Genomic DNA, 23,624 nt, shown 5'->3' on the forward strand with positions numbered 1-23,624 from the left:
GAACGCGATCAGCGGTCGCAGCGGTGATAACTTGTTTCCACCTCCGGAAATTCAGGATCGAAGCGGACGAAGGTGCCGTCGTCCTTGAAGCGGATCGAGACGGTCATCGTATCGAACATGATCTTGTCCGCGCAGCTGAGAAGGAATGTCGTGACATCACCCTTCTGCTTGGTGGATTTCACGCTGCAGGTGGCGTTCGCGCCATTGATGCGGTTGCCGTTGACGATGAAGGCGCTCCAGCCCTCGGAGGTGCGCTTGAGCGCCAGATTGCCCTTGCGCTTGACGAAGACCTCGTCGCAGCTCGCGGCAGTCGTCGTCCAGGCTCCGTCCAGGCGGTCTGCGGCGTGCGCCGCACCGCTCAGCAAGGGCAGGGCGAGGAGAAGAATTCCAAGGCCGGCCAGTCGCTTTGCACTCTGCATCTGCGCTCTCCCTTATGTTGAGAAACAGGAAAACCAGCGGCAGGCCGGGCAGAGGGGCAGGTCATGCACTTTGCCGATTGGAAACGGTGCCGCGTCGAGACCACTATCAAGTCATCCTTGCCGATATCGTCCGCCACGGAAACGTGCTCCGACGTCTCGGGCGTTGCGTCCAACCTGAAAATGCTATCCGTTCTGATGAGTGCTTCGTGGGAAGGGTATGGTGATCATTGTCGCCCGCGGCGTGTCTTGACATCAAGATGTACCAAGACATCGCCGTCAATCACGAGGGGCGGATCGTGGTTGCTTTGTGGTTGAGGATGGCTCGCGGGAACGTTGCGGCGTCTGGGAACGGATGCACGACAGGCCGGGTTGCGGAAGTGATCGGGCTTTGAAACAGGGTGCCGCCAGCAAACCGGCATGGCGCTCAGGTCGCGCGTGCGCGATTGCCAGGGCTGCTGGCCGCGAAGCAGGTATCTTTGCGCTTTGGGTGGCGGCATCGGCCTGCCTGGTAAACCTGATTGGAGTGGCAGGGGCCGCCGTCAGGCCGCCGACCCTTCTGCGAAGCTGCACGATCGAGCCTCCGGACCTCGAGCCCCTCCTGCCCAAACCATCCTCCGTCTCCCCGGGCAAGGCTGGCGCTGACGATACGGGAGACGATGATGATGATGATGACGATGACGATGACGACGAGGATGAGGATGATCGCCCGCCATCCGGCTTCGTCTCGCCGGGGCTGGGCAGTTGTATTGCCGTCTCCGGCACGGTGAATGCGGGGCTGCAACGCGACGACTTTCGGGCAAACGCTGTTGCGCGCGCGACGGGGCTCGTGCCGCAGAGCACGACGAGCTTTCCGCTCAGCACGACCTTCCGGATCGAAAGCGGCCAATCGCTTGCCAATGGCCAGTACCTCGCGACAGCCTTCGAGTTCTCGATGGACACGACCAGCGATGGCGGTACCGACGTCACGATCGGCGAGGCGAGCATCACGCTGGGAGCATTCAGCGCCGGGGTGGCAAGCTCGCGCTTCGATTTCTGGACCGGCGACGAATTCGCGCTGGTCGGACGCATTCCCAGCCGCACAGTTGCCCTGATCGGTTATGAGCGGCCCCTCACCGAAGAGCTCAGCCTCTCGCTGTCGGCCGAAGATGTCTCCGCCGATCGGCGCATTCTGCTGCCGACGACCGGGCGCCGCCTGCCCGACGGGGTGGCCCGCCTCCTCTATGAAGGGGAGGCGCTGACCCTGCACGGTGCCGTGGCTTTGCGGGAGGTTCCACGCATCGGGGCTTCGAGCCTGCTGGGGCGGGCCGCCATCATCGGCGCGACCTGGGAAGGCAGCGTGTCCGACCACTCGTTCACCCTGTCCGGCCAGATCGCGGGAGCGGTCAACGCGGCTCCCTATATCGGCTCGCAGCTCGACCGGCGCACGGTGTTGTCCCTCTTGACCGGCGATCAGACGTCGCGCGGGTGGTCCGGCGTCGTATCCATCGGTTGGGAATGGTCGGACGAGTGGTCCAGCAACGCCTATGTCAGCCGCTACAATCTGGCCCTGCCGCGCGCCGGGGAGGTTACGGGACAGATTCGGATCGATCGAATGTCTGCGAATCTGATCTGGAAACCGGTGACGGGCCTGCGCCTCGGCCTGGAGGGATCATTGGCCTGGCAACGCCTCGACATCGCCGGGTCAGCGCGTGCCGCAAGCCTTTCCGGGAAGCAAAGCACCGCGCAAATCTTCATCGAGCGGGTATTCTAGCTCTTGTTCCAGAGCCTGCCGATTTGACGCGGAACCACGCCGTCATCCCGGGCTTGACCCGGAATCCATGCCGGAGCGCTTCCGAGGAAGGTTCAGGCATGGATCCCGGCTCTCCGCTTCGCTCCGGCCGGGATGACACGCGTTTCCGTGAAAGCGCCGCGGGCTTTAGCTCTCTTGCCGACGGCGTGTTCCCCGCCGAGCCCGGCATCGGCATGTCAACGGGTCTGAGCAGCCGCGAAGGCGAGGTTCTCGGCGAGCAGCGCTTCGGCGAGAGCCGGCGTGGCAGCCTCCACATAGACGCGCAATTCAGGGGCATTGCCCGAAGCCCGGAAATGCACCGTGCCGCCATCGGCCAGCGTCAGTCGCAGACCGTCGCGGCAGTCGCGGGCGACCACTCCGCCGTGACCGGAGAAGCTGTCGTCGCGGAGCGCTGCATCATCGGCATCGAGCCTGGCGATCAATGCGGCGGTACGATCCTGAGGGATCTCCTGGAGCCGGTTCGACAACGCGACGGCGAAGCGGGCCTCGGTCGCGATCTCGCTCAGGAGCTTGCCCTGTCGAGCCTTGAGAGCCAGGGTCGAGAGGATCGGTAGCATCGCATCGCGCGTCGGCAGGGCCGGCAGCATGCGTCCGTCACGAGTGACATCCGAGCCGAGCAGCACGCCGCCATTGGCTTCGAAGCCGACGACGACTGCTGCACCCTCGCTTGCAGCCTGTTCCATGCCCGCAATGACATAGGGGGAGCCGACGCGTGTGCGGAACACGCGCGCGAAAAGCCCCGGCCGGTCGAGGGCGGAATTCGACGTGACGGGAGTGACGATCGCATCGGCCCCGAGAAACTGTGCAGTCAATGCGCCGACGAGATCGCCGCGCAAGAAGACACCCCGCTCATCAGCGACGAGGGGACGATCGGCATCGCCATCCGTCGAGACGATGGCATCGAGCCGCTGCTCGGCGGCCCATTGCCGTGCCAGGGCCTCGTCTTCAGGACGCAAGGCTTCGGTATCGACGGGGATGAAGCTGTCGCTGCGGCCCAGCGGCAGGGGCTTCGCGCCGAGCGCGGCCAGAACATCGCAGATCGCATCCCGGCCGACGGAGGAATGCTGGTAGACCCCGACCGTCAGGCCCGCCAGCGCCGAGCTGTCGAAGAAATCCGCATAACGGGCTTTGTAAGCCGTCAGCGCATCATAGGGGGCCGCCTTGGCTTGCAATGTCGGGATCGTGCTCAGCCCCAGCCGATCATGCCAAGCCAGGATCTGTGCCTCGTCAGTCTTGTCGATCTCGCCTTGCGCCCGGTAGAACTTCAGCCCGTTGCGGTCGTCGGGAATGTGGCTGCCCGTCACCATGATGGCAGCGCAGCCGCGTGTCATGGCTGCCAGAGCGAGTGCCGGTGTCGGCACGGCCCCGCAGTCGACCGGAACGAGACCCGCATCGGCGACCGCCTGAGCAGCCTGAGCAGCGATCAGTGGGCTCGATGACCGCAAGTCCCGCCCGATCAATACTTCGCCTTGCGCTTGCGTGTCGTCGTCGCGGAGCATCGCGCAGAAGGCGCGCACATGGCTGTAGGTCGGCAGGCCGACGAGTTCGCTGACGAGGCCGCGCAGGCCGGAGGTCCCGAATTTCAGGCTGGTCATGAGAGGCGGACAATCCCGAGGTCGAACGCTGTTGAAGGATGGAGTTGTCTCAGAGGCTTCCGAGCATTTCATTGGCCGGCTTCTGATACTGCAACCGAGGTCTGTTCCCCAGTCCCATTTGATAGTCTTCCATGCCCGCTTTGCCCCTCAAATATGATAGAACGAGCGATACCATTCGACGAAGCGCGCCATGCCCTGCTCGATCGGCGTCGCAGGGCTGAAGCCGGTGCGAGCTGCCAGATCGCCGACATCGGCATAAGTCGCCGGCACGTCGCCGGGCTGAGATGGCAAGTGCCTCTTGATGGCCTTGCGTCCGCAGGCTTCCTCGACCACCGCAATGAAGCGGTCGAGCCGGACCGGGGTGTGATTGCCGATATTGTAGATGCGGAACGGCGCAGATGCCGTGGCGGGGTCGGGGTCGCGAGCATCAAAATTCGGGTCGGCCACAGGCGGCAGGCCAGCGAGCTTCACGATCGCCTCGCGGATGTCGTCGACATAGGTGAAGTCGCGGCTCATCTCGGCCTCGGCATAGACGTCGATGGGCTGTCCTTCGAGGATCGCCTTGGTGAACTTGAAGTAAGCCATGTCCGGACGCCCCCAAGGGCCGTAGACCGTAAAGAAGCGCAGGCCGGTCGTCGGAATGGCGTAGAGATGCGAATAGGCATGGGCCATCAGCTCATTCGCCCGCTTGGTCGCAGCGTAGAGCGATACGGGATGGTCGGCACGGTCATGCTCGCTGAACGGCACCTTGGCATTGGCGCCGTAGACCGAACTCGATGAAGCGTAGACGAGATGGTCGACCGGATGCTGGCGGCAGGCTTCAAGGACGGAGAGGAAACCGTCGAGATTGGCGCTCGCATAGGCGCGGGGATTGTCGAGCGAGTAGCGCACGCCGGCCTGGGCGCCGAGATGAATGACGACTTGTGGTCGGAACGCGGCGAAAGCCGCCTCGAAGCCGTCATAGTCGGCAATGTCGTGCTTCTCGAACGAGAAGCCGTTATGCGCCTGAAGACGGTCGAGCCGTGCCTGCTTCAGTGCCGGGTCGTAATAGGGGGTGAGGCTGTCGATGCCGAACACTTCCACGCCCGCATCAAGGAGCGCCTCCGCGACGTGAAAGCCGACGAAACCGGCCGCGCCCGTCAAAAGCACACGTTCAAACGGCAGATTGGCTTTCATGCGATCATCTTTGTTCGTGCGGTTCTAGAGCATTTTCGAGCGAAGTGGATACCGGTTCGCGTGAAGAAAATGCGATAAAATAAAGACCGTCTTATTCGCGATGCGCTGCAACGTCGCAAGCGCTGCGCGACGGTTGTGACGCGCAAACAGGATGCGGTGCCGGGGCAGGCGTCTTGAAGGGCGCGCGCGAAGCGACACCGATCGCCGCAAGCATGGCCAAGCGGCGATCGGCGTGGTGTATGCCGGCATGCACAAAGGGATGCGCGTTCACGACGACCACCTCGGCGATGCGATTGGATCGATTGCATCTCGGCTGATTTCGTTTCACGACAGCTCAGCTTTCGCTCGCCGCGCCGAGGAGCCAAATCGACAATGATCATCACGCCTCTGATCATGGCGGGCGGGGCAGGAACACGACTCTGGCCAGTTTCGCGCGACTCGATGCCGAAGCAGTTCATCGATCTGCTGGGTGACGGGCTCTACATTTCAGGCCACGCTCCAGCACTGGATCGTGGTCCGCGGAACAGCGGAAGTCACGCTTGATGGAAACGTCACCTACATCCACGAGAATGAGTCGATCTATCTGCCGATCGGCTGCACGCATCGGATGGCCAATCCCGGAAAGATTGACCTCGAGCTCATCGAAGTCCAAGTCGGCAGCTATACCGGCGAGGATGATATCGTGCGGATCGAGGATGTTTACGCCAGGCTTGAGGGCTGATGTCCACCCGTTGCTATCCCGGCGTAATGGGCGGGTAGGCGAAATGTGAACAGACGACGCGGGTGTGTTTCCGGAAGGCGGCGCCTTCCTCTCCCGGACGTCGACGCTGTCGAGGAGTGAATGATGAAGATCGTTATGATCGGTTCCGGCTATGTCGGCCTGGTATCGGGCGCATGCTTTGCGGATTTCGGCCATGATGTCGTCTGCGTCGACAAGCAGGAGAGCAAGATCGTCGCCTTGAAGCGGGGCGAGATCCCGATCTTCGAGCCCGGGCTGACCGATATCGTGCGCAGCAATGCCGCGGCTGGCCGGCTGTCCTTCACGACGGATCTCGCAGGTCCGGTCGCGCAGGCCGATGCGGTCTTCATCGCGGTGGGAACGCCGTCGCGGCGCGGCGACGGCTTCGCTGATCTCTCCTATGTCTATGCGGCGACGCGCGAGATCGCGCAGGCCTTGAGCGGCTACACCGTCATCGTGACGAAATCGACGGTTCCGGTCGGAACGGGCGACGAGGTCGAACGAATCATCCGCGAGCTGCGTCCAGACGCCGATTTTGCCGTCGTGTCCAATCCTGAGTTCCTGCGCGAGGGCGCCGCGATCGAGGATTTCAAGCGGCCGGATCGCATCGTGATCGGCGCGGAGGAGGAACGGGCGCGCACGGTCATGGCCGATGTCTACCGTCCGCTCTATCTCAACAGCGCCCCCATTCTGAATACGAGCCGCCGCACCGCCGAGCTGACCAAATACGCGGCCAACGCGTTCCTGGCGACGAAGATCACCTTCATCAACGAGATGGCGGATCTGTGCGAGCAGGTCGGTGCCAATGTGCAGGACGTCGCCCGCGGCATGGGGCTCGACAATCGGATCGGCAGCAAATTCCTGCACGCCGGCCCCGGCTACGGCGGTTCCTGCTTCCCGAAGGATACGCTGGCTCTGATCAAGACGGCTCAGGATTATGGCACGCCGGCGCGTATCGTGGAGACCGTCGCGGCGGTGAACGATCAGCGCAAGCGCGCCATGGGCCGAAAAGTAGTGGCGGCCTGCGGCGGATCTGTCCGGGGCAAGACCGTTGCGGTGCTGGGGCTGACCTTCAAGCCCAACACCGACGACATGCGCGATGCCCCTTCGCTGGCGATCGTTCAGGCGCTGCAGGATGGCGGGGCCACGATCCGCGCCTATGATCCTGAAGGCATGGAGCAGGCCAAGGCGGTGTTGCCTGCCGAAGTGACCTACTGCGCGAATGCTTATGATTGCGTGACCCAGGCCGATGCCGCCGTCATCGTGACCGAGTGGAACATCTTCCGCGCTCTCGACCTCGACCGGGTGAAAAGCTTGATGGCCGCTCCGGTTCTCCTGGATCTGCGCAATATCTACCGGCCGGAGCAACTGCGGGCCAAAGGCTTCACCTATGTCGACGTGGGGAGAGGCCTTCCGCCGGAGGCGCCCGCCAAGGCGATCGATGCGGCCTAAAGCATCGGACCGAGAAGTGGAATCCACTTTTCGGAGAAATCCGATGCTTAAACAAAGGGCTAGATCGCACTTTGCGTCCGAAAGGACGCACGGCGATCTAGCCGTCGGCTGGACGATCATGACTCTGTGACAGTAGGTTGCGATGCACCCTTGGGAGCATTTCTCGGCGCCAGCCCGCGCCTGGTGATGCTCCTGCTGTGCGCAATGGCCCTCGAACGGAATTCAGAGATTCAGCATGTCTAATGATGTCAGTCCACTTGCGGGAAAGCGGCTGGAGCCGGGCATGCTCGTCGATGTGGCGGCTCTCAACAGAGCCTATTTCGAGCAGCCAGACCCGTCGCAGCGCTCTCAGCAGGTCGCCTTCGGCACCTCGGGCCATCGTGGCTCCGCTTTTTCCCTGTCGTTCAATGAAGCCCATATTCTCGCCATCGCTCAGGCAATCTGCCTCTACCGCCAGGAGCAAGGCATCAACGGGCCGCTCTTTCTGGGCATCGACACGCATGCGCTGTCGCGCACGGCGTTCGAAACCGTGCTGGAGGTCTTCGCGGCCAACGGCGTCGTCACGATGATTGACGAGAAGCTCGGCTTCACGCCGACGCCAGTGATCTCGCATGCGATCCTGACCTACAACCGCGATCGCAGCTCTGGCAAAGCGGATGGTGTGGTCATTTCACCCTCGCACAACCCCCCGGCGGATGGCGGCCTGAAGTACAATCCGCCGCATGGCGGCCCGGCCGACACCGACGCCACCGGCTGGATCGAGAAGAAGGCCAATGCCCTCATCGCCGACAAGCTCGCCGGGATCAGCCGTATCCCCTATGAACGGGCGTTGAAGAGCGAGCATATCCGCCGGCACGACTATATCAGCGGCTACGTCGCCGATCTTGCCGATGTCGTCGACATGGCGGCGATCGCCAGGGCCGGTGTCTCGATCGGCATCGACCCGCTCGGCGGGGCCGGACTCGACTACTATCAGCCGATCATCGACCGCTACGGTCTGAAGGCGACCATCGTCAGCAAGGAGGTCGATCCGACCTTCGGCTTCATGACCGCGGACTGGGACGGCAAGATCCGGATGGATTGCTCCTCGCCCTACGCCATGGCGAGCCTGATCGGCATGCGCGACAAGTTCGACGTCGCTTTCGCCAATGATACGGACGCCGACCGGCACGGCATCGTCACCCGCAGCGGCGGGCTGATGAATCCAAACCATTATCTGGCGACGGCGAGCGCCTATCTCTTCGCCAACCGGCCCGGCTGGCGCAGCGATGCCGCCATCGGCAAGACGGTGGTGTCGAGCGCCATCATCGACCGCGCCGCGGCCAAGCTGGGGCGCAGGCTCGTCGAGGTACCGGTCGGCTTCAAATGGTTCGTCGACGGCCTGATCTCGGGCGCGTTCGGCTTTGCTGGCGAGGAGAGCGCCGGCGCCTCCTTCCTGCGCCGGGACGGCACGGTCTGGACGACGGACAAGGATGGAATCATCCTGGGCCTGCTCGCGGCCGAGATCACGGCGAAGACGGGCAACGACCCCAGTGTCTTCTACGGGAAGCTGACGGCCGAGCTGGGCAACCCCTGCTATGCGCGGGTCGATGCCCCGGCGACATCGGCCCAGAAGGCGATCCTCAAGAACCTGTCTGCCGAGCAGATCGCGACGAAGGAGCTCGCGGGCCAGCCCATCACCGCCATTCTCAACGAGGCGCCGGGCAACGGCGCCGCGATCGGCGGCGTGAAGGTAACGGCCGCCGACGGGTGGTTCGCCGCCCGCCCGTCCGGCACCGAAGAGGTCTACAAGATCTACGCCGAAAGCTTCCGTGACGAGGCGCATCTCGCCGCAATCCAGGAGGATGCGCGGCGCATCGTCGGGGCGGCGATCGGTGGAGCGGCCTGAGAAGGCTTCGGCGAAGTTCGCAATCGCGTGGTTCCCTGCCGGTCTTGTCGGCCGGCAGGTGACACATGATGCGACGCATCATCGATCGATGGGGATAGCGCCGAGAATTTTATTCGATTTTTGCTCCGATATGGCAGTCTGAACGGAGAGTTTCGGGTTCTGCCAACAATAATGGCTCGGAGGGGGCATCCGTGATCTATGTCGGGATTTTCTACCTCGCCTGTGCAGCGGTGTTCCTGCAGCTCGTCGAGGGGGCGCCCGTCATAGATTGACGCGGCCGGGTGGGTCATTCGCCTGAACCGGGCGGCTTCGCCAGGAAGCGCTCGGCTGCGAAAGGTGTGATGTCGCAGAAGGTCGGGGCGCCCGTCATGGCCTCGGCCAGAAGCCGCCCTGTCGCCGGTCCCAGTGTGAAGCCGTGATGGGCGTGGCCGAAGGCGAACCATAGCCCGGGGTGCCGGGGGGCGCGGCCAATCACCGGGAGCATGTCGGGCAGGCACGGGCGTGCACCACGCCAGGGCTCGGCGTCCAGGCGCTGCCCCAACGGCAGGATGCCTCGCGCGATCCGCTCGGCGCGATCGAGCTGCCAAGGATCGGATGGTTGGTCGCGTCCGGCCAGCTCGATTCCCGTCGTGAGCCGAACGCCGCGCTGCATCTGCGTCAGCACGAAGCCGGCCCGCGCATCGCAGAGCGGGTGCCGCGGCCCCAATTGGGACGCGATCTCGTAGTGCATGTGATAGCCGCGCTTGAAGCCTAGCGGGAAGCGATAGCCGAAGCGTTCGTAAAACTCCTTCGACCAGGGTCCCAAGGCGGCGACGACCTCGGATGCCTGCCAGTCGCCCGCTTCGACCGGCAGGCGCCACCCCGGCTGCTCGCGCCGCAAGCCCTGCGCATCGGCCTTTGCCACGATGCCACCACGCGCTGCGAACAGCGCCGCATAAGCGCGCGTGACTGCCCCAGGGTCGGTCACCGTCGCCGGGTCGCGCCAGTGAATGGCGCCGGCCATCGCATCCGGCAGCAGTCCGGGCTCGCGCTGGCGCAGGCTGTGGTCATCGAGTACGTCATAGGAAAGGCCGTAGGATCGCAGATCCGAGGCAGCCCTCACGGCCTGGTCGAATCCGCGCCGGTCGCGATAGAGCTCGATCCAGCCGCCGTTTCGTATGAGCGCTTCGGTTCCGGCCGCCTTCGTCCAATGCTTGTGCTCGTCGATGCAGCGCTCGATCAGCGGCAGGATCGCGCGGCCCAGCTTGTCCAGGCGCGCGGGGGCCGAATTCCACCAATAGCGCGCGAGCCAGGGCGCCATCTGCAGCAGCTTGGCCGGGCGGTAGCGCACGGCGATCGAGCGGTTCGATGCGAAGGCAGCGAGCGTCGCGAAGTCGCGGGGAAAGGCATAGGGGACCACCGAGGATCGCTCGATCAGCCCCGCATTGCCGTGGCTGGTCTCAGCCCCGGGCTCGCTGCGGTCGACCAGCAGAACCTTGCGGCCGCGTTCCTGCAGATGCAGGGCCACGCTGACGCCGACGATTCCGGCTCCGAGCACGATCACATCGGCCTGTCGTATTGCAGTGGTCATCGCGCGGGAATGCCCGTCTCCATCTACCCGAAGCGGGCACCGTGAAGACGAGCCTCAAACGGAAAGGATTTGCAAGAAAATAAAAATCATTTGACGTTATGAAAGAAAAATTTCTTGATGAGGCATCCTCGGGAGTTTCGATGTCTCAAACCCTTCGCCAGAGATTGCAGGCTTGCCTCGCCAACGGTTCCAAGGCTGACAAGGCGCTGGCGAGCTACATGCTGGCGCAGATGCCGAGCCTGCCCTTCGAGACGGCGGCCAGCCTGGCCGAGAAGGTGTCGGTCAGCGAACCGACCGTCGGGCGCTTCTGCCGGACGCTCGGCTACAAGAGCCTCAAGGATCTCAAGGGCAGTCTCGCCGAGGAGATCGGCGACAGGCCCTGGCTGATCAGCGACCGGCTGCGCGATTTCCAGCAGCGCAGCCTCGCGGGCGACGACCAGCTTGCGCGCAGCCTTCAGCTCGAGATCGCCGGCCTCGTCAGGCTCTATGAACTCGCCCAAAGCGAGGAATGGAAGCGCGTGGCGCGCCGGCTCGCCACTGCGAACTCCGTCTACGTCACCGGCTTCCAGACCGAGCGGGGGCTGGCGCAGTACCTCGCCAACCAGCTCCAGTATCTGCGCGACGGTGTCCATCTCGTCGATCTCGCCGCCGGCAATTTCTCCGAGCTGCTGCTTTCGGGCGAGGCCGGACGTCATCTCGTGATCTTCGAGGCGCGGCGCTATTCGCGCATGGCCAAGGTGCTGGCGCAGGAAGCCAAGGTGGCCGGCATCCCGACCACCCTCGTGACCGATTCCTTCTGCGACTGGGGCCGCGGCCTCGTCGACGAGATGCTGGTCGTCTCGACCGAGTTCAACCTGTTCTGGGACTCGACCGCCCAGATGGCGAGCCTGAGCAATCTGCTGATCAACGCGGTCTTCGTCGAGCTCGGCCCGCAGGTCGAGCAGCGGCTGAACCGGATGGCCGAACTCTATGGTCGCTTCACCGGCCATGTCGGCGACAGCTCCGGCCCGCTCGACTGACGGTCACGGCCGACGCCTTTCGCAACATCTCGAAACAAAAGGGGAAGCGGGATGAAGACGATGATCAAGGGGAGCCTTCTGGCGTTGGGCCTCGCCGCCCTGGGCGCGACCGCCGCGCCGGCACAGGAAGCGACGTTCGTGATGACGGCGCGTCTCGTCGGCGCGCCGACCTACAATCCGATCAAGGCGACCAAGCTCAACACCGCCACCACGCTGATCTTCGACCGGTTGGTCGTGCAGGATGCCGATCAGAGCTTCCATGGGCAGCTCGCGGCGTCGTGGGAAGCGAGCCCCGACGGGATGCAGTGGACCTTCAAGCTGAAGCCCGGCGTGAAGTTCCACAACGGTGAGCCGTTCAACGCCAGGACCGTCGAATGGTGGGTGCCGCAGTTCAAGGGCACTGAGAACGCCTTCACCGTTGAGGCGGTCGACCGTGTCGAGGTCGTCGATGACCTGACGGTGCGCTTCCATATGAAGCATCCCGACCCCAACCTGCTGTTCAATCTTGCCAGCTCCTTCATGTGCATTCCGGAGCCCAAGGCCTTTCAGGCGCTCGGCGACAAGTTCGGCGTGACCGAGACTGTCGGCACCGGCCCCTACAAGATGCAGCAGTTCACCGTCGGTCAGCAGACCGTGCTGGTTCGCAACGACGACTATGCCTGGGCGTCTGATTTGTCGGCCAACAAGGGGCCGGCCAAGTTCAAGAAGCTGACCTTCCGCGAGATCGCCGAGGAATCGACCGCCTATCTCGAACTGAAGACCGGCGGCGCCGACCTGCTCGTCAACGTCCCGACCGACTTTCTGCCGCGCATCCAGGCCGACAAGGCGGTGAAGCTGGTGACCATTCCGGGCAACGAGCTGGTCTATATGCCGATCAACACCAGCGTCGAGCCGTTCACCGATATCAAGGTGCGCGAGGCGACCGCCTTCGCGGTCAACCAGAAGGAGATCCTGACCAGTCTTTATGGCGGCAACGGCGGGGCCGCGGACACCTTCCTGATTTCCTCGCTCAGGGAATCGCAGGTCGACCCGAAATACCGGATCTCCTACGATCCGGAACGTTCAACGAAACTGTTCGACGAAGCCGGCTGGAAGGCAGGTCCCGACGGCATCCGCGTCAAGGATGGCAAGCGCCTCGAGGTGAAGCTCTGGACCCAGAACGGCACCGAGTTCAAGCGCCTCGTCGAGATCGTCCAGGCCCAGCTCAAGGCAGTCGGCGTGCAGGCCGATATCAGCATCATCGATGCGGGCTCGATCAATGCGCAGTATCGTAAGAAGACCGAGCACCAGCTCGCGATCCGCTCCTATCAGTGGACCAATGCCGACATCGTCGACTGGTTCTTCGCTGCGAAGCGGGCGGGCTATCCCAACGTCTCGATGTTCAACGATCCGGAAGCGGAGCGGCTGAACGACATCGCCATGAACAAGTCGAAGACCTGGGATGAGCGCGTCGCGAACTTCACCAAATATCATGAATACGTGCTGTCGCAGTACGCGTTCGCGCCGATTTATCAGCCCGCGCAGAGCCTCGCCTATGGCAAGCGCATCGTGATGCCCGGGAAGATCCGCGGGACCGGGCTCTACGGGCCGACGATGCTCGACATCGCGCCGGCGAACTGAGCCCGGCCACGGTCGCACAGGGGAGAGTGCCTTGCTGCGCTTCGCGATCCGGCGGCTCGCCATGCTGGTGCCGGTGTTCCTCGCCGTCTCGCTGGTGATCTTCATGATCATCCATCTCGTGCCGGGCGACCCGCTTGAGCATCTGATCCAGGTCGGCTCGTCGCCCGAGCAGCGGGCTCAGATGATCGCCCGCTACGGCCTCGACCAGCCGTTGCTCATGCAATATGGGCGCTGGCTCGCCAAGGTCGCGACCGGCGATCTCGGCGACGCCATCGTGATGCGCCAGCCGGTCGCGCAGCTGATCGTGGAGAACATGCCGCACAGCCTCGCGCTCGGCGGCACGGCGCTCCTCTTCTCGACGAGCGTCGGGATCACGGCCGGCGTGCTCGCCGCCTCCTTCCGCGACAGCCTGTTCGACCGGGCGGTGATGGGCTTCATCTTGCTCGGTTCGACGCTGCCGAGCTTCTGGCTGGCTCTGCTGATGATCCTGCTCTTCGCCGTGCAGTTCGAATGGTTCCCGGTCTCGGGTGCCCGGAGCTGGGATGCGCTGGTGCTGCCAGCGCTCACCATCGGCATTGGGGGCACGGCGCTGATCGCCCGCGTGACCCGCGCCGCGATGGTCGAGATATCGGGGCGGGACTTCGTGCGCGTGCTCCAGGCAAAGGGGCTGCCGTTCTGGCGAATCCAGCTTCGGCATGTGCTGCAGCAGGCGATGCTGCCGGTGATGACCATTCTCGGCCTGCGCATCGGCTGGATCCTCGGCGGCGCCGTCACGGTCGAATACGTCTTCGCCCGGCCGGGTCTCGGCTCCCTGCTGATCACGGCGCTCGGGCAGCGCGATTATCCGCTGGTGCAGGGCTGCCTGCTGATGCTCGCCATCGCGGTGATGCTCGGCACGCTGCTCGGTGACCTCGCCCAGGCGGCGCTCGATCCGCGCCTGCGCGAAGCGATGGGTGCCCGATGAGCCGTCCGACCCTCGTGTCCCGTCTGGCCCGTTCGCCGCGCGGCGCCCTCTGCGCCCTGTTCCTGATCGGGCTCGTCCTCTGTGCGATCTTCGCACCCTGGATTGCCCCATACGACTATGCGGCGCAGAAGCTCGCCATGGCCAACACGCCGCCCTCGGCCGCGCATTGGCTCGGCACCGATGAATTCGGACGCGACCTGCTCTCGCGCATCATCCAGGGCGCCCGCACCTCGCTCAGCGTCAGCGTCCTCTCCATCGCCCTTTCGGTGATGGCGGGGGCGACGCTTGGTGCTGCCGCCGGCTATTTCGGCGGGGTTTTCGACCGCGCCGTCACCGTCGTGGTCGATCTGACCTGGTCCTTCCCGGAGATCCTGCTGGCGCTGATCCTGATCGCCATCCTCGGGCCGGGCCTGCATTCGACGGCGATCGCCATCGCCATCGCCTATCTGGCCCAGTTCACCCGGCTGACGCGGGCGCAGGTCATGGCGCAGAAGGGTGAGCTCTTCGTCGATGCCGCGGTGACAGCCGGTGCGAGCCCCGCCCGCGTTCTCTTCCTGCATCTGCTGCCGAACACGATGACGCCGGTCATCGTCGCCGGAATGCTGGCGACGGGCGATGCGATCGTGCTTGAGGCGACGCTCGGTTTCTTCGGTCTGGGAGCCCAGCCGCCGATCCCGAGCTGGGGGGCGATGATGAGCTCTGGCACCGCCCAGATCTTCATCGCGCCCTGGATCATCATCTTTCCCGGCCTCGTGATCGCCGCGGCCGTGATCGCCATCAACCTGTTCGGCGACGCGCTGATCGAGGCGCTCGATATCCGCCGGCCGCTGCGCGACGGCTGACCGGTCCGCCATCCAAGAGCACCAAGAGAGACCCGAGGAACGCCATGAGCTTCACCGTTCTGACCGCCGAGTTCTCGCATGAGAGCAACACCTTCAGCCGCTGCCCGGCCGACCATGCCGCCTTCAAGGATCGCGGCATCCGCCAGGGAGAGGCGGCCATTGCCGAACGTGGCGAGGCCAACACGCCGATCGCGGGCTTCCTCGATATCGGCCGGCCGGCCGGCTGGCGTGTCATCCATGCGATCAGCGCCGCTGCCCAGCCGTCAGGGCCGGTGACGCGCGGCGCCTTCGACCACATCGCCGGCGTCATCGTCGATACGGCAAAGGCGCATTGCGGGGCGATCGATGGCGTGCTGCTCGGCCTTCACGGCGCGATGGTGACCGATTTCTGCGAGGATGGCGAAGGCGAATTGCTGGAGCGCCTGCGCGCCGTCCTCGGTCGCGACGTGCCGATCGGCATCACGCTCGACCCTCATGCCAACGTCACCCGGAAGATGACGGAGCTGGCGGACATCGTCGTTTCCTACAAGACCTACCCGCATGTCGATGTCCGCGAGACCGGACGGCTGGCGGCCGGTATCCTGCAACGCACCATGGCCGGCGAGATCAGGCCGGTGACGCTGCGCGCCGAGCGGCCGATGCTGGAAGAGGTCAATGGCGGGCGCACGGATATCGGCCCGATGGTCGAGCGCCTCGCCAAGGCGAAGGCCTATGAGAAGGAGGCCGACGTCTTCGCCGTCAGCGTCAATGGCGGTTTCGGCAATGCCGATATCGAGGAGGTCGGTCCGACCGTCCTTGTCACCTGCCAGGGCGATCACGAGCGCCACCGCGCCTTCGCCGAAGCGCTGGTCGAGGATATGTGGCAGCGCCGCTTCGACAAGGTCACGCCGTTCCTCTCGGTGGAGGAAGCGGTTGCAGAGGCGGCTGGCTATGTCGCGACATCCGGCCCGCTGATCATCGCCGACTATGCCGACAATCCCGGCGGTGGCGGCTATGGCGATGCGACCGAACTACTCAAGGGCATGATCGCCGCCGATCTGAAGGATGCCTGCTTCGGGCCGATCGTCGATCCGGAAGCCGCGGCCGAGCTGCACCGGGCCGAGCCAGGATCGACGGTATCCATCCGGCTCGGCGGCAAGGTCGACCCGGAGATCGGCGGCAGGCCGCTTGCGCTCACCGGCACGCTCGTCAGCATCAGCGACGGCAACTATGTCGGCGACGGCCCGATGATGGGCGGGTTGCATGCGAGCTGGGGGCCCTGTGCGGTCCTGCGCGTCGGCGACGTCGATATCCTCGTCACCACGATCCGCGCCCAGATGAACGATCTCCAGCAGTTCCGTGCCTTCGGCATCGATCCCGCTGCCAAGCGGGTGGTGGCGCTGAAATCGATGCAGCATTTCCGGGCCGCCTTCGAGCCGATCGCAGGCAAGGTCATCGTCTGCGACAGCGGTGCGCTCTGCACACCCGATCTCACCAAGCTGCCCTATCGTCGCGTGCGGCGCCCGATCTTCCCGCTCGACGCGTAGCTGGAGCCTGGATGTCGGGGGCAGAGCCGGTTGGGGGATTGGCTAGTTCATGCCGCGAAGCCAGCGGAGCAATTCGCTGCAGGATCGTGGCCGGCCATCGTTGAAACGGCCATCCGTGCAAGGGTCGACAGGCTCGGGACGGTGGAATCTTTCGTCGAGGAACACTCCTCCGTCCCCACCTTCATCCAGCCATCTCAACAAGCCCTCGCAGTCACGAGGTTGCCCGTCGCTGAAACGGCCATCCTGGCAGGGATGCGCTTGATGCTGGGCAAAAATGTAAGGCCCAGCCTCTGGCGAAGGACGTTCAGGAGACATCGCGTTTAATTCTAGAGGTTTGTTCGCGTAACGGCTTGCGAGCGCCTGGCTGGCGTAGCCGATAGCGATACTCGCCAGGATCAGGGTGGAAAAGATCGCCATCCGCTTCTTCGATGATGTGATTGCGGGCCGCATCGGATTGATCGCCTTCTCACGCGGGGTAGGTCGCGGAGTTTTGGCGGCCTCGATTGCGCCAGCATGGCGCTTGTTCGGTTCATTTTGAATATGGGTGTCGGTTTTTATTTAGTTGGCTATTGAAAACGAGGCGGCGAATTCACACGCCATTGGAGGACAATGCGCTACGGGGCCAGGACGGGAAGACAGACCGTCATGCGCGCGCCGCCTGTCGAGCTTTCGCCTGCAGCAATCCGCCCGCCATGCAGCTCTACAATCTGCTGGGCCAGATGAAGTCCTAGGCCACTCCCGCGCGAGCGCGGCTTCAATCGATGAAAGGGTTCAAAGACGCGATCGCGTTCCGAGATGGGAATGCCGGGGCCGTCGTCGCAGACTTCGATGGCCCCGGAAGGGCAAACGCGAATCCGGATTGTTCCGCGCCTGCCGCCGTGATCCACGGCATTCTGGATGAGATTGGCCAGCACCCGTTCCAGTGCTCCTTCGTCGCCCTGGACAACAGGGTCGACCTCTTCGGATTCGAAATCCAGCTCGTATCCAGCAGCAAAGACGAGGGGAGCCATGTCGCTGATGACGCGCTTCGCCAGCCGACGTATCGAAATGGGGGCGACGGCCTTCACCTCGCGACGCAAGAGCTCGAGATCCAGCAATTGCTCGGTCAGGACGGTCAGCCGCGTCAAATCCGCCGCGAGCTGCGCGCGTTCCGGGATTGGCGGCAGGCTGGCGACGCGCGTGTCCAGGATAGCGATCGGCGTTCTGAGTTCGTGCGCAGCATCCGCCAGAAAGCGCTGGTAGCGATCATAACCCTCATCAAGCCGACGCAGTGCCTCGTTGATCGCGCTGATGAGCGAGGCGATCTCGGGCGATGTTCCCGCCGTGTCCAGTCTGACCCCTCGCTGGCCGATATCGATGAGGGCGGCTTGCTTCTCGGCCTTGGCTATCCCGGCAACCGCGGTTCGTACGACCAGCGGTGTCGCGATGACGATGCCGAGGATCATGACCAGCGCTATCGGCAAGCCGATCTTGATGAAGACCAACGCTGCCCCGAGCGCCACGATGGCGAGGGAAGCGCGGCTTTCGGTTCCCGTCAGGATCTGGACTTCGCCTGCGGATGTCGTGACCTGGCGCATGCGCGCCTCGGGACTTTCCATGGCCTCGCTATCGACGGTCGATCCAAAGCGGGCTTGCCCAACCCCGTCTAGCGAATCTGCAACCTGAGTGAACGGAGCGGGCACTTGTCCCCCGATCAGGCGATTGCCTTTCGCATCGCGAATGATGAACCAGAGATCGGGCTCCGCAGCGCGCAGGGCTTTCAGCTCATCGGTCTCGCGTAGGTGCAGCGCCCCGGATGCGTCACGCTCGATCGCCCGCTGGAGGGTTTCGATTGTCCGGTCGGCCGAGCGGAAGGAGAATAGATCGCCCCTCAGGAACAGGCCGAGCAGGACGGCCAGCAGAATCGAACTCTGCAAGGCGATCAGGCGCCGGATGAGTTGGCCATTGAGGGAACGCCCGCCCTCCGACCTCATGTGCGCTCCATCAGCATGTAGCCCACGCCGCGGATTCCGTTGATGACGACATCGGCCTCTGCATCGGAAAGCTTGCGGCGCAATCGCGAGATATGACTGTCCAGCGTGTTGGACTGGACCTCGTCGGCAAGGCCGAAGACCGACTCCATCAAGGTTTCCCGCGTCACCATCCGCCCGGCCCGGCGCATCAGCGCCTCCAGCACGAGGAGCTCGCGCCGGGGCAAGTCGAAACGCATTCCCTCGACACGCGCCTCGCGATGATCGAGATCGAGCGTCAGCCGCCCGAGCCTGACAACCATCTGTCGAAGCTGCTCCGGGCGTCGCATCACGGCCCGTATCCGCGCCAGCAGCTCCTCGAAGGCGAACGGCTTCACGAGATAGTCGTCCGCCCCGCCATCAAGCCCGGCTACGCGGTCGGGCAAACGCCCCCGCGCGGTCAGCACGATCACTGGAACGCGGATATCGCGGCGGCGCAGTTTGGCAATGAGCGACAGACCGTCCCCATCGGGCAGACCGCGATCAAGGATCACCGCGTCATAAGGGGAGGTTGCAGCCATATCGAAGGCGACATCGAGCCCATCCGCGTGGTCAGCAAGGATGTCGTGACGACGCAAGGCGGACTGCAAGGCTGACGCCATCTCCGGCTCATCCTCGACCAGCAAAAGCCGCACCAATCCCTCCTCTTCGGCCAACCTATCCTGGCTCCTGCCTCAGTCAGCTTGCGCCAACATGGCGCTTTTGCGCCGTGCGGCCGTCAACCGCTGCGATCAGACGAGGTTGACCCTTACGACTGATGGCTGCGAACCCTGATGAAGACGACCATGTTTTTCCTGAGCCAATGGCTGGCTGCTCCCCTGCGGACGGCAGCCATCGCCCCCTCCAGTCATTCCTTGGCGAGGCTTATGACGCAAGAAATCAACGAAATGACAGGCCCGATCGTCGAACTCGGGCCAGGAACGGGTGTGTTCACGGACGCCCTGCGCAACCGCGGCGTCCCGGAAAGCAGCCTGACCCTGGTCGAATTGAATCCTCGATTTGCAGCGTTGCTGCGCCGCCGCTTTCCTTGTGCGCGGGTGCTGGAGATGGACGCCGCCGAGCTGGGCGGAGATGCCAAACTCGCGAGCGCCGAGGCTGGAGCTGTCCTGAGTGGATTGGGGCTTCCTTCGATGCCGGCTCGGCAGGTTGCCAGCATTCTACGCGGGGCATTTCGGTGCTTGCGGCCCGGTGGGGCCTTCTATCAGTTCACCTACGGCCCCCGCTGTCCGATCTCGGAGCAGATTCTGGACAGCCTCGGCCTGACGTCGGAGCGAATAGGGGGAACCTTCCTCAATCTGCCGCCCGCCGCTGTGTACCGGATCAGTTGCAAGATGGGGGTGGGCCTCGACGGAGCTGAGCAGGCAGAAGCGCAAACAATTGTGCCGTTCAGCGAGAAGAGGGCCGTCTCAGGCTGTTGAGCCTGCACCTTGGCGCCCGATTTGGATGAGTTCCGCGATCGGGATCATCGCGCGGCGATAATCCGGCGGTACTGGAGATTGGCCACGAGAAGGCGGCGCCCGAGGCCGGAGAGGAAATCGACCTCGTCGGCCTTGAGCGAAAGCTTGTTGTGCAGCTGGAGAATGCGGGCTCTCGTCTCGGGTTCGCGTATGTCAGCCAGGGACAGCCTGACGAACTTGATCTCGAGCTTGTCGCAATCCTGCGTTTGCATGGCATCGCAACGCCAGCGGATCAGGCGTTCCCGCCAGCGCCTGGTCTCCTCCTCCAGCCTGTCGAGGCTGGCCCGGCTTGAGTTATCGACCATCGCATCGATCGAAGCCGTGATGGCGTCCAGGGCGCCCGGACCGTCCGTTGTCGTCGACATGTCGCCGCCAACGCGCAGCGAGGCGTCGGCGACGATCACGATGATGCGTCTGACCTCCCGCGCGGTCGCCACCGGGAGCGGCGACGGTGCCGGTCGGCGCATCGACCTCATGAGGTTTCGGGCGGCCAGATTGTCGACCAAGCCACCATCGAGCAGCTTGAGGTAGCGCAAGTCAGGAGCTGTTGCGTAACGAGCCTGCGTTTCCTGAAGATGGGATATGACCGCCGAGCCCGTTGCCGGCGTCGCTGGGGCGCCCGATGCAAGCGGACAAACCGGGTTGAAGTTTTCCAGCACGACCGGCGCAAACAAGACCGGCACGGCTGCCGACGCCGCGACGGCATGAGACAGGGGAAAGGTGGTGTAGTCGCTGCAGATCGTGCGGAAGCTCTCGCGATCGAAGGAGAAGGGTGCCCGATTATAGAGGTCCGTCGCGTGCAGCAGGAGGCGCGGCCCTCCCGTACGTTCGAGGTCGCCGAGCGTTGCACCGTGGTAGAGATGAGCATCGAGCCAGGCCGCCAAGCCGGTGAGGTCATTGATGCCACCGCGATAGCCGCGCAGCAGATTGTCCGGTGTGATGGCGGTTCGCAGCGACGCTTCAGGATCCTGGTCGAGGTAATCGCGCTTGAAGGCCGGTATCCCCGACGGACCATGCAAGGCGAGATAGGCCGCCAGCATGCCGCCGCCTGAAACGCCGGCCACCACTGCAATATCGTCGGCGAGCGTCCGCCCGGTTTCCTCAGAGGCCGGTTGTTCGGCCAGCGTCGACAGAACGCCGTATCCAAAGGCGGCAGAACGGGCTCCTCCGCCCGACAGAGCCAGCATGACTGCAGTCGTTCCTGGACGCGCGGTTGATGAGCGCGGGCGAGCCGACGCCGTGATTTCCGTCAAGGGCAGGTTCGAGGGGAGATTGGAGGGGCTGGCGCAAGCAGTCAGGCCGACCGACAATGCGGCCGTTCCCAGAACCTTGCGTGCCTTCTTCCAGTAGCCGGCAGTCGACTGGCTTGGCGGCTTGAGAACCATACGGGCGCCATCTCCACGCCCGCCGTCTTCTCTTGTTGTGACGCCCAGGCCGCGGAGATCTCGCTTTGCTCGATTATCTCAGCATTATGCCCGGCCTGAGCCTGAGGCGTTCAGGTCGGCATCGGCAAGCTCAGGCGGAAACAGGTTCCGCACGGTCGATCCAGAATGGCGATGGCGCCGCCGTGCAGCTGGACAATTTCCCGCACGAGATGAAGCCCCAGGCCAGCGCCCCGATCCTGATGGGCGAGGCGGGAGAAGGGCTCGAAGACCCGCTCACGCCGTTCGGCTGCGATCCCGGGGCCTTCATCGATCACATCGATGATCCGCTCGCTCCCGACCGAGATGGTGATCGTGCCACGCCGGCCGCCATGCTGGATGGCGTTCTGCACCAGATTGACAAGCACCCGCTCGAGCCCCGCAGCGTCCCCGACGACGTCAACCCGTTCGGCTTCGGTGTCGAAGGCGAGCGCGTAGCCGGCGTTGATGGCGAGTGGTGCAAGATCGATGGCGACGCGCCGGCCGATCGCGACGAGGTCGAGCCTGACGAAGGCGTTGGGGGCACGTTCCAACCGCTGCAGATCGAGCAACTGCTCGGCCATCACGGCGAGCCGGGCAATATCCTCGAGCAGCCGGGTGCGTTCCATGGAGCCCGGCAATGTCTCAAGCCGGGTCTGCAGGATCGCGATCGGTGTCCGCAACTCATGAGCGGCGTCGGCGAGGAAGCGCTTCCGCCGGGAATGCCCCTCGTCCAGTCGTTGCAGGGCGCGATTGACCGCATCGACCAGCGGCGTGACTTCGGTCGGCGTCAGCGCTGTCGGGAGACGGGTGCCTTGGCGGTCGATGTCGATCCGCTCCGCCTCCGCAGCAACGGTTCCGAGCCCGCCCAGCGCCCGGCTGACCACCATCGGCGTCGCGATCAGGGTCGCCAGGGCCATGACGACAAGCGCCGGCAATACGAAGCTCGCGAAGATGACGAGCACGCTCTGGATCAGCCAGCGGAGCGGCGCCTCGCCTCCGGGACCGGTCACGACCTGGATTTCACCAGCCGCGCTCCCGACCCAGCGCATCTGGGCGTTCGGGCGCGGCGGGGCCCCCCAATTCCAGCCCATGCGCGCATTGCCGATCCCGTCCAGCGCATCGCCGATGCGTGCGAAGTGCGATGGTGGAGAGCCCTCGATCAGCTGGTGCCCCTGCCGATCGCGCAGGATGTACCAAAGACCTGGCACTGTCGTGCGCAGCTTGATCAGCTCCGGCGTCTCGCGGACCGCCAGACCGCCATTGGCGTCGCGCAACACCGCGTTCTTCAGCGCGTCGATCGTGACGTCTTCGGATTCGAAGTTGAGGAGGTGGCCACCGAGATAGAGCGCAGCGATGATCGACACGATCAGCAGGGACAGCAGCGCCGCCTGCAGCGCGAGAAGCCGACGGATCAGCCGCCACTTCAGCGAATGGGCACGCGGTGCCGGAAAGGTCATGCCGCCCGCTTCAGCAGATAGCCGATGCCTCGGATTCCGTGAATTTCGAGCCCCGCCCCGGCATTGCTCAGCCTCCGGCGCAGGCGAGAGATATGCATGTCGAGCGCGTTCGACTGGATTTCGTCGTCGAAGCCGTAGACGGCCTCTTCCAGTGTCGTGCGCTGGACAGCGCGGCCATGGCGGCGCAGCAGGCTCTCCAGCGCCAACAGCTCTCGCCGCGGCAGATCGAGGGCCTGCCCATCCACGCTTGCGCTGCGATTGCGCCAGTCGAATTCGAAACGGCCGAGGCGCAGGAGATCCGGCGCCAGCTCGACCGATCGGCGCAGCACGGCGCGCAACCGCGCGAGCAGCTCATCGATCACGAAAGGCTTGGCCAGGTAGTCGTCGGCGCCCGTATCGAGCCCCTCGACTCGCTCTTCGATGTCGCCGCGCGCGGTCAGGATGATGACGGGAGCGGGCAGCTTCCGGGCGCGTATGCGGGGAAGCAGATCGAGCCCGTCGCCATCAGGCAGGTTGCGATCGAGCAGCACCGCGCCATGAACGCCGGCCGCGATCGCTTCCTCGCCGTCGGCCAAAGTGGTGACATGGTCGACGACCATGTCATGTTGCGCGAGAGCCGTGCGCAATGCACTGGCCATCTCCGGTTCGTCTTCGACCAGAAGAATGCGCATGCCGGGTCCTCAGCGGCCGCGCATGAGC

The 23,624-nt window shown here is 64.4% G+C and carries 20 protein-coding genes and 1 pseudogene; 12 read left to right on the forward strand and 9 right to left on the reverse strand.

Features of this window, described 5'->3' with window-relative positions; all coding sequences use genetic code 11:
* Positions 1-8: 8 nt before the first annotated feature.
* Positions 9-419, reverse strand: coding sequence for a hypothetical protein (locus FQV39_RS24685; RefSeq protein WP_149132695.1), 411 nt, complete (start codon positions 417-419; stop codon positions 9-11).
* 388 nt (positions 420-807) lie between these two features.
* Here FQV39_RS24685 and FQV39_RS33315 point away from each other — a divergent pair, with 388 nt between their 5' ends.
* Positions 808-2,169 carry a porin gene (locus FQV39_RS33315; RefSeq protein WP_187640051.1) on the forward strand — a complete coding sequence of 454 codons (1,362 nt, stop codon included), beginning with the start codon at positions 808-810 and terminating at the stop codon, positions 2,167-2,169.
* A 215-nt stretch (positions 2,170-2,384) separates the two neighbouring features.
* Here the strand turns inward: FQV39_RS33315 and FQV39_RS24700 are convergent, their stop codons facing one another.
* Entirely contained in the window at positions 2,385-3,803 is a 1,419-nt protein-coding gene (locus tag FQV39_RS24700) for a phosphomannomutase (protein ID WP_149132697.1), read from the reverse strand.
* Between the two features lie 147 nt (positions 3,804-3,950).
* Positions 3,951-4,979, reverse strand: coding sequence for an NAD-dependent epimerase (locus FQV39_RS24705; protein WP_187640052.1), 1,029 nt, complete (start codon positions 4,977-4,979; stop codon positions 3,951-3,953).
* 393 nt (positions 4,980-5,372) lie between these two features.
* On the opposite strand from FQV39_RS24705, the gene FQV39_RS24710 reads away from it, so the two are divergent.
* The 4 genes and pseudogenes from FQV39_RS24710 (at position 5,373) to pgm (ending at position 9,058) form a co-directional block, all read left to right on the forward strand.
* Positions 5,373-5,522, forward strand: coding sequence for a sugar phosphate nucleotidyltransferase (locus FQV39_RS24710; protein ID WP_248313458.1), 150 nt, complete (start codon positions 5,373-5,375; stop codon positions 5,520-5,522).
* Positions 5,479-5,700 (forward strand): annotated as a pseudogene (locus FQV39_RS24715) (cupin domain-containing protein); the annotation flags it as partial. The gene FQV39_RS24710 and the pseudogene FQV39_RS24715, both read left to right, overlap by 44 nt.
* 123 nt (positions 5,701-5,823) lie before the next feature.
* Positions 5,824-7,170, forward strand: a complete 1,347-nt coding sequence (locus FQV39_RS24720; RefSeq protein WP_149134024.1) for a UDP-glucose dehydrogenase family protein — start codon at positions 5,824-5,826, stop codon at positions 7,168-7,170.
* Positions 7,171-7,405: 235 nt separating this feature from the next.
* Positions 7,406-9,058: a phosphoglucomutase (alpha-D-glucose-1,6-bisphosphate-dependent) gene (gene pgm, locus FQV39_RS24725; RefSeq protein ID WP_149132699.1), complete on the forward strand. Its 1,653-nt coding sequence runs from the start codon at positions 7,406-7,408 to the stop codon at positions 9,056-9,058.
* 286 nt (positions 9,059-9,344) lie between these two features.
* Here pgm and FQV39_RS24730 read toward each other — a convergent pair whose 3' ends face one another.
* Positions 9,345-10,628 (reverse strand): NAD(P)/FAD-dependent oxidoreductase, encoded by a 1,284-nt coding sequence (locus FQV39_RS24730; RefSeq protein ID WP_149132700.1) that lies wholly within the window; start codon positions 10,626-10,628, stop codon positions 9,345-9,347.
* A gap of 140 nt (positions 10,629-10,768) precedes the next feature.
* Between FQV39_RS24730 and FQV39_RS24735 the strand changes: the two genes are divergently transcribed.
* The 6 genes from FQV39_RS24735 (at position 10,769) to FQV39_RS33320 (ending at position 17,137) form a co-directional block, all read left to right on the forward strand.
* The gene (locus FQV39_RS24735) at positions 10,769-11,647 is read left to right on the forward strand and encodes a MurR/RpiR family transcriptional regulator (RefSeq protein ID WP_149132701.1); all 879 of its coding nucleotides are present in this window, start codon (positions 10,769-10,771) and stop codon (positions 11,645-11,647) included.
* 51 nt (positions 11,648-11,698) lie between these two features.
* Positions 11,699-13,267: an ABC transporter substrate-binding protein gene (locus FQV39_RS24740; protein ID WP_149132702.1), complete on the forward strand. Its 1,569-nt coding sequence runs from the start codon at positions 11,699-11,701 to the stop codon at positions 13,265-13,267.
* Positions 13,268-13,298: 31 nt separating this feature from the next.
* A complete protein-coding gene (locus tag FQV39_RS24745) occupies positions 13,299-14,231 on the forward strand; it encodes an ABC transporter permease (RefSeq protein ID WP_149132703.1) in 933 nt (310 codons plus the stop codon).
* Positions 14,228-15,073 (forward strand): ABC transporter permease, encoded by an 846-nt coding sequence (locus FQV39_RS24750; protein ID WP_149132704.1) that lies wholly within the window; start codon positions 14,228-14,230, stop codon positions 15,071-15,073. The genes FQV39_RS24745 and FQV39_RS24750 overlap by 4 nt, the downstream gene beginning before the upstream one ends.
* A 44-nt stretch (positions 15,074-15,117) precedes the next feature.
* Positions 15,118-16,599, forward strand: a complete 1,482-nt coding sequence (locus FQV39_RS24755) for a M81 family metallopeptidase (protein ID WP_149132705.1) — start codon at positions 15,118-15,120, stop codon at positions 16,597-16,599.
* Between the two features lie 400 nt (positions 16,600-16,999).
* Positions 17,000-17,137: a hypothetical protein gene (locus FQV39_RS33320; RefSeq protein WP_187640053.1), complete on the forward strand. Its 138-nt coding sequence runs from the start codon at positions 17,000-17,002 to the stop codon at positions 17,135-17,137.
* Positions 17,138-17,213: 76 nt separating this feature from the next.
* On the opposite strand, the gene FQV39_RS24760 is transcribed toward FQV39_RS33320, so the two are convergent.
* Positions 17,214-18,176 (reverse strand): sensor histidine kinase, encoded by a 963-nt coding sequence (locus tag FQV39_RS24760; RefSeq protein WP_187640054.1) that lies wholly within the window; start codon positions 18,174-18,176, stop codon positions 17,214-17,216.
* A gap of 392 nt (positions 18,177-18,568) precedes the next feature.
* Positions 18,569-19,243: a response regulator transcription factor gene (locus FQV39_RS24765; protein ID WP_149132707.1), complete on the reverse strand. Its 675-nt coding sequence runs from the start codon at positions 19,241-19,243 to the stop codon at positions 18,569-18,571.
* Between the two features lie 138 nt (positions 19,244-19,381).
* On the opposite strand from FQV39_RS24765, the gene FQV39_RS24770 reads away from it, so the two are divergent.
* Entirely contained in the window at positions 19,382-20,026 is a 645-nt protein-coding gene (locus FQV39_RS24770) for a class I SAM-dependent methyltransferase (RefSeq protein WP_149132708.1), read from the forward strand.
* Between the two features lie 44 nt (positions 20,027-20,070).
* On the opposite strand, the gene FQV39_RS24775 is transcribed toward FQV39_RS24770, so the two are convergent.
* From FQV39_RS24775 to FQV39_RS24785, 3 genes are all read right to left on the reverse strand, one after another.
* Positions 20,071-21,252 carry a patatin-like phospholipase family protein gene (locus FQV39_RS24775; protein ID WP_187640055.1) on the reverse strand — a complete coding sequence of 394 codons (1,182 nt, stop codon included), beginning with the start codon at positions 21,250-21,252 and terminating at the stop codon, positions 20,071-20,073.
* 308 nt (positions 21,253-21,560) lie between these two features.
* Positions 21,561-22,925: a sensor histidine kinase gene (locus FQV39_RS24780; RefSeq protein WP_149132710.1), complete on the reverse strand. Its 1,365-nt coding sequence runs from the start codon at positions 22,923-22,925 to the stop codon at positions 21,561-21,563.
* Positions 22,922-23,596 carry a response regulator transcription factor gene (locus FQV39_RS24785; RefSeq protein WP_149132711.1) on the reverse strand — a complete coding sequence of 225 codons (675 nt, stop codon included), beginning with the start codon at positions 23,594-23,596 and terminating at the stop codon, positions 22,922-22,924. The genes FQV39_RS24780 and FQV39_RS24785 overlap by 4 nt, the downstream gene beginning before the upstream one ends.
* Between the last annotated feature and the right edge of the window lie 28 nt (positions 23,597-23,624).

Origin of the sequence: Bosea sp. F3-2 (assembly GCF_008253865.1) — a bacterium.
Taxonomy (GTDB): Bacteria; Pseudomonadota; Alphaproteobacteria; order Rhizobiales; family Beijerinckiaceae; genus Allobosea.

Coding starts and splice junctions, on each gene's coding strand:
- FQV39_RS24785 (WP_149132711.1), bottom strand. CDS start 23,596: ATGCGCATTCTTCTGGTCGAAGACGAACCGGAGATGGCCAGTGCATTG.
- FQV39_RS24770 (WP_149132708.1), top strand. CDS start 19,382: ATGAAGACGACCATGTTTTTCCTGAGCCAATGGCTGGCTGCTCCCCTG.
- FQV39_RS24705 (WP_187640052.1), bottom strand. CDS start 4,979: ATGAAAGCCAATCTGCCGTTTGAACGTGTGCTTTTGACGGGCGCGGCC.
- FQV39_RS24710 (WP_248313458.1), top strand. CDS start 5,373: ATGGCGGGCGGGGCAGGAACACGACTCTGGCCAGTTTCGCGCGACTCG.
- FQV39_RS24755 (WP_149132705.1), top strand. CDS start 15,118: ATGAGCTTCACCGTTCTGACCGCCGAGTTCTCGCATGAGAGCAACACC.
- FQV39_RS24775 (WP_187640055.1), bottom strand. CDS start 21,252: ATGCTGGCTCTGTCGGGCGGAGGAGCCCGTTCTGCCGCCTTTGGATAC.
- FQV39_RS24700 (WP_149132697.1), bottom strand. CDS start 3,803: ATGACCAGCCTGAAATTCGGGACCTCCGGCCTGCGCGGCCTCGTCAGC.
- FQV39_RS24720 (WP_149134024.1), top strand. CDS start 5,824: ATGAAGATCGTTATGATCGGTTCCGGCTATGTCGGCCTGGTATCGGGC.
- FQV39_RS24780 (WP_149132710.1), bottom strand. CDS start 22,925: ATGACCTTTCCGGCACCGCGTGCCCATTCGCTGAAGTGGCGGCTGATC.
- FQV39_RS24740 (WP_149132702.1), top strand. CDS start 11,699: ATGAAGACGATGATCAAGGGGAGCCTTCTGGCGTTGGGCCTCGCCGCC.
- FQV39_RS24730 (WP_149132700.1), bottom strand. CDS start 10,628: ATGACCACTGCAATACGACAGGCCGATGTGATCGTGCTCGGAGCCGGA.
- FQV39_RS24735 (WP_149132701.1), top strand. CDS start 10,769: ATGTCTCAAACCCTTCGCCAGAGATTGCAGGCTTGCCTCGCCAACGGT.
- FQV39_RS24750 (WP_149132704.1), top strand. CDS start 14,228: ATGAGCCGTCCGACCCTCGTGTCCCGTCTGGCCCGTTCGCCGCGCGGC.
- FQV39_RS24685 (WP_149132695.1), bottom strand. CDS start 419: ATGCAGAGTGCAAAGCGACTGGCCGGCCTTGGAATTCTTCTCCTCGCC.
- pgm (WP_149132699.1), top strand. CDS start 7,406: ATGTCTAATGATGTCAGTCCACTTGCGGGAAAGCGGCTGGAGCCGGGC.
- FQV39_RS24760 (WP_187640054.1), bottom strand. CDS start 18,176: ATGCGCCAGGTCACGACATCCGCAGGCGAAGTCCAGATCCTGACGGGA.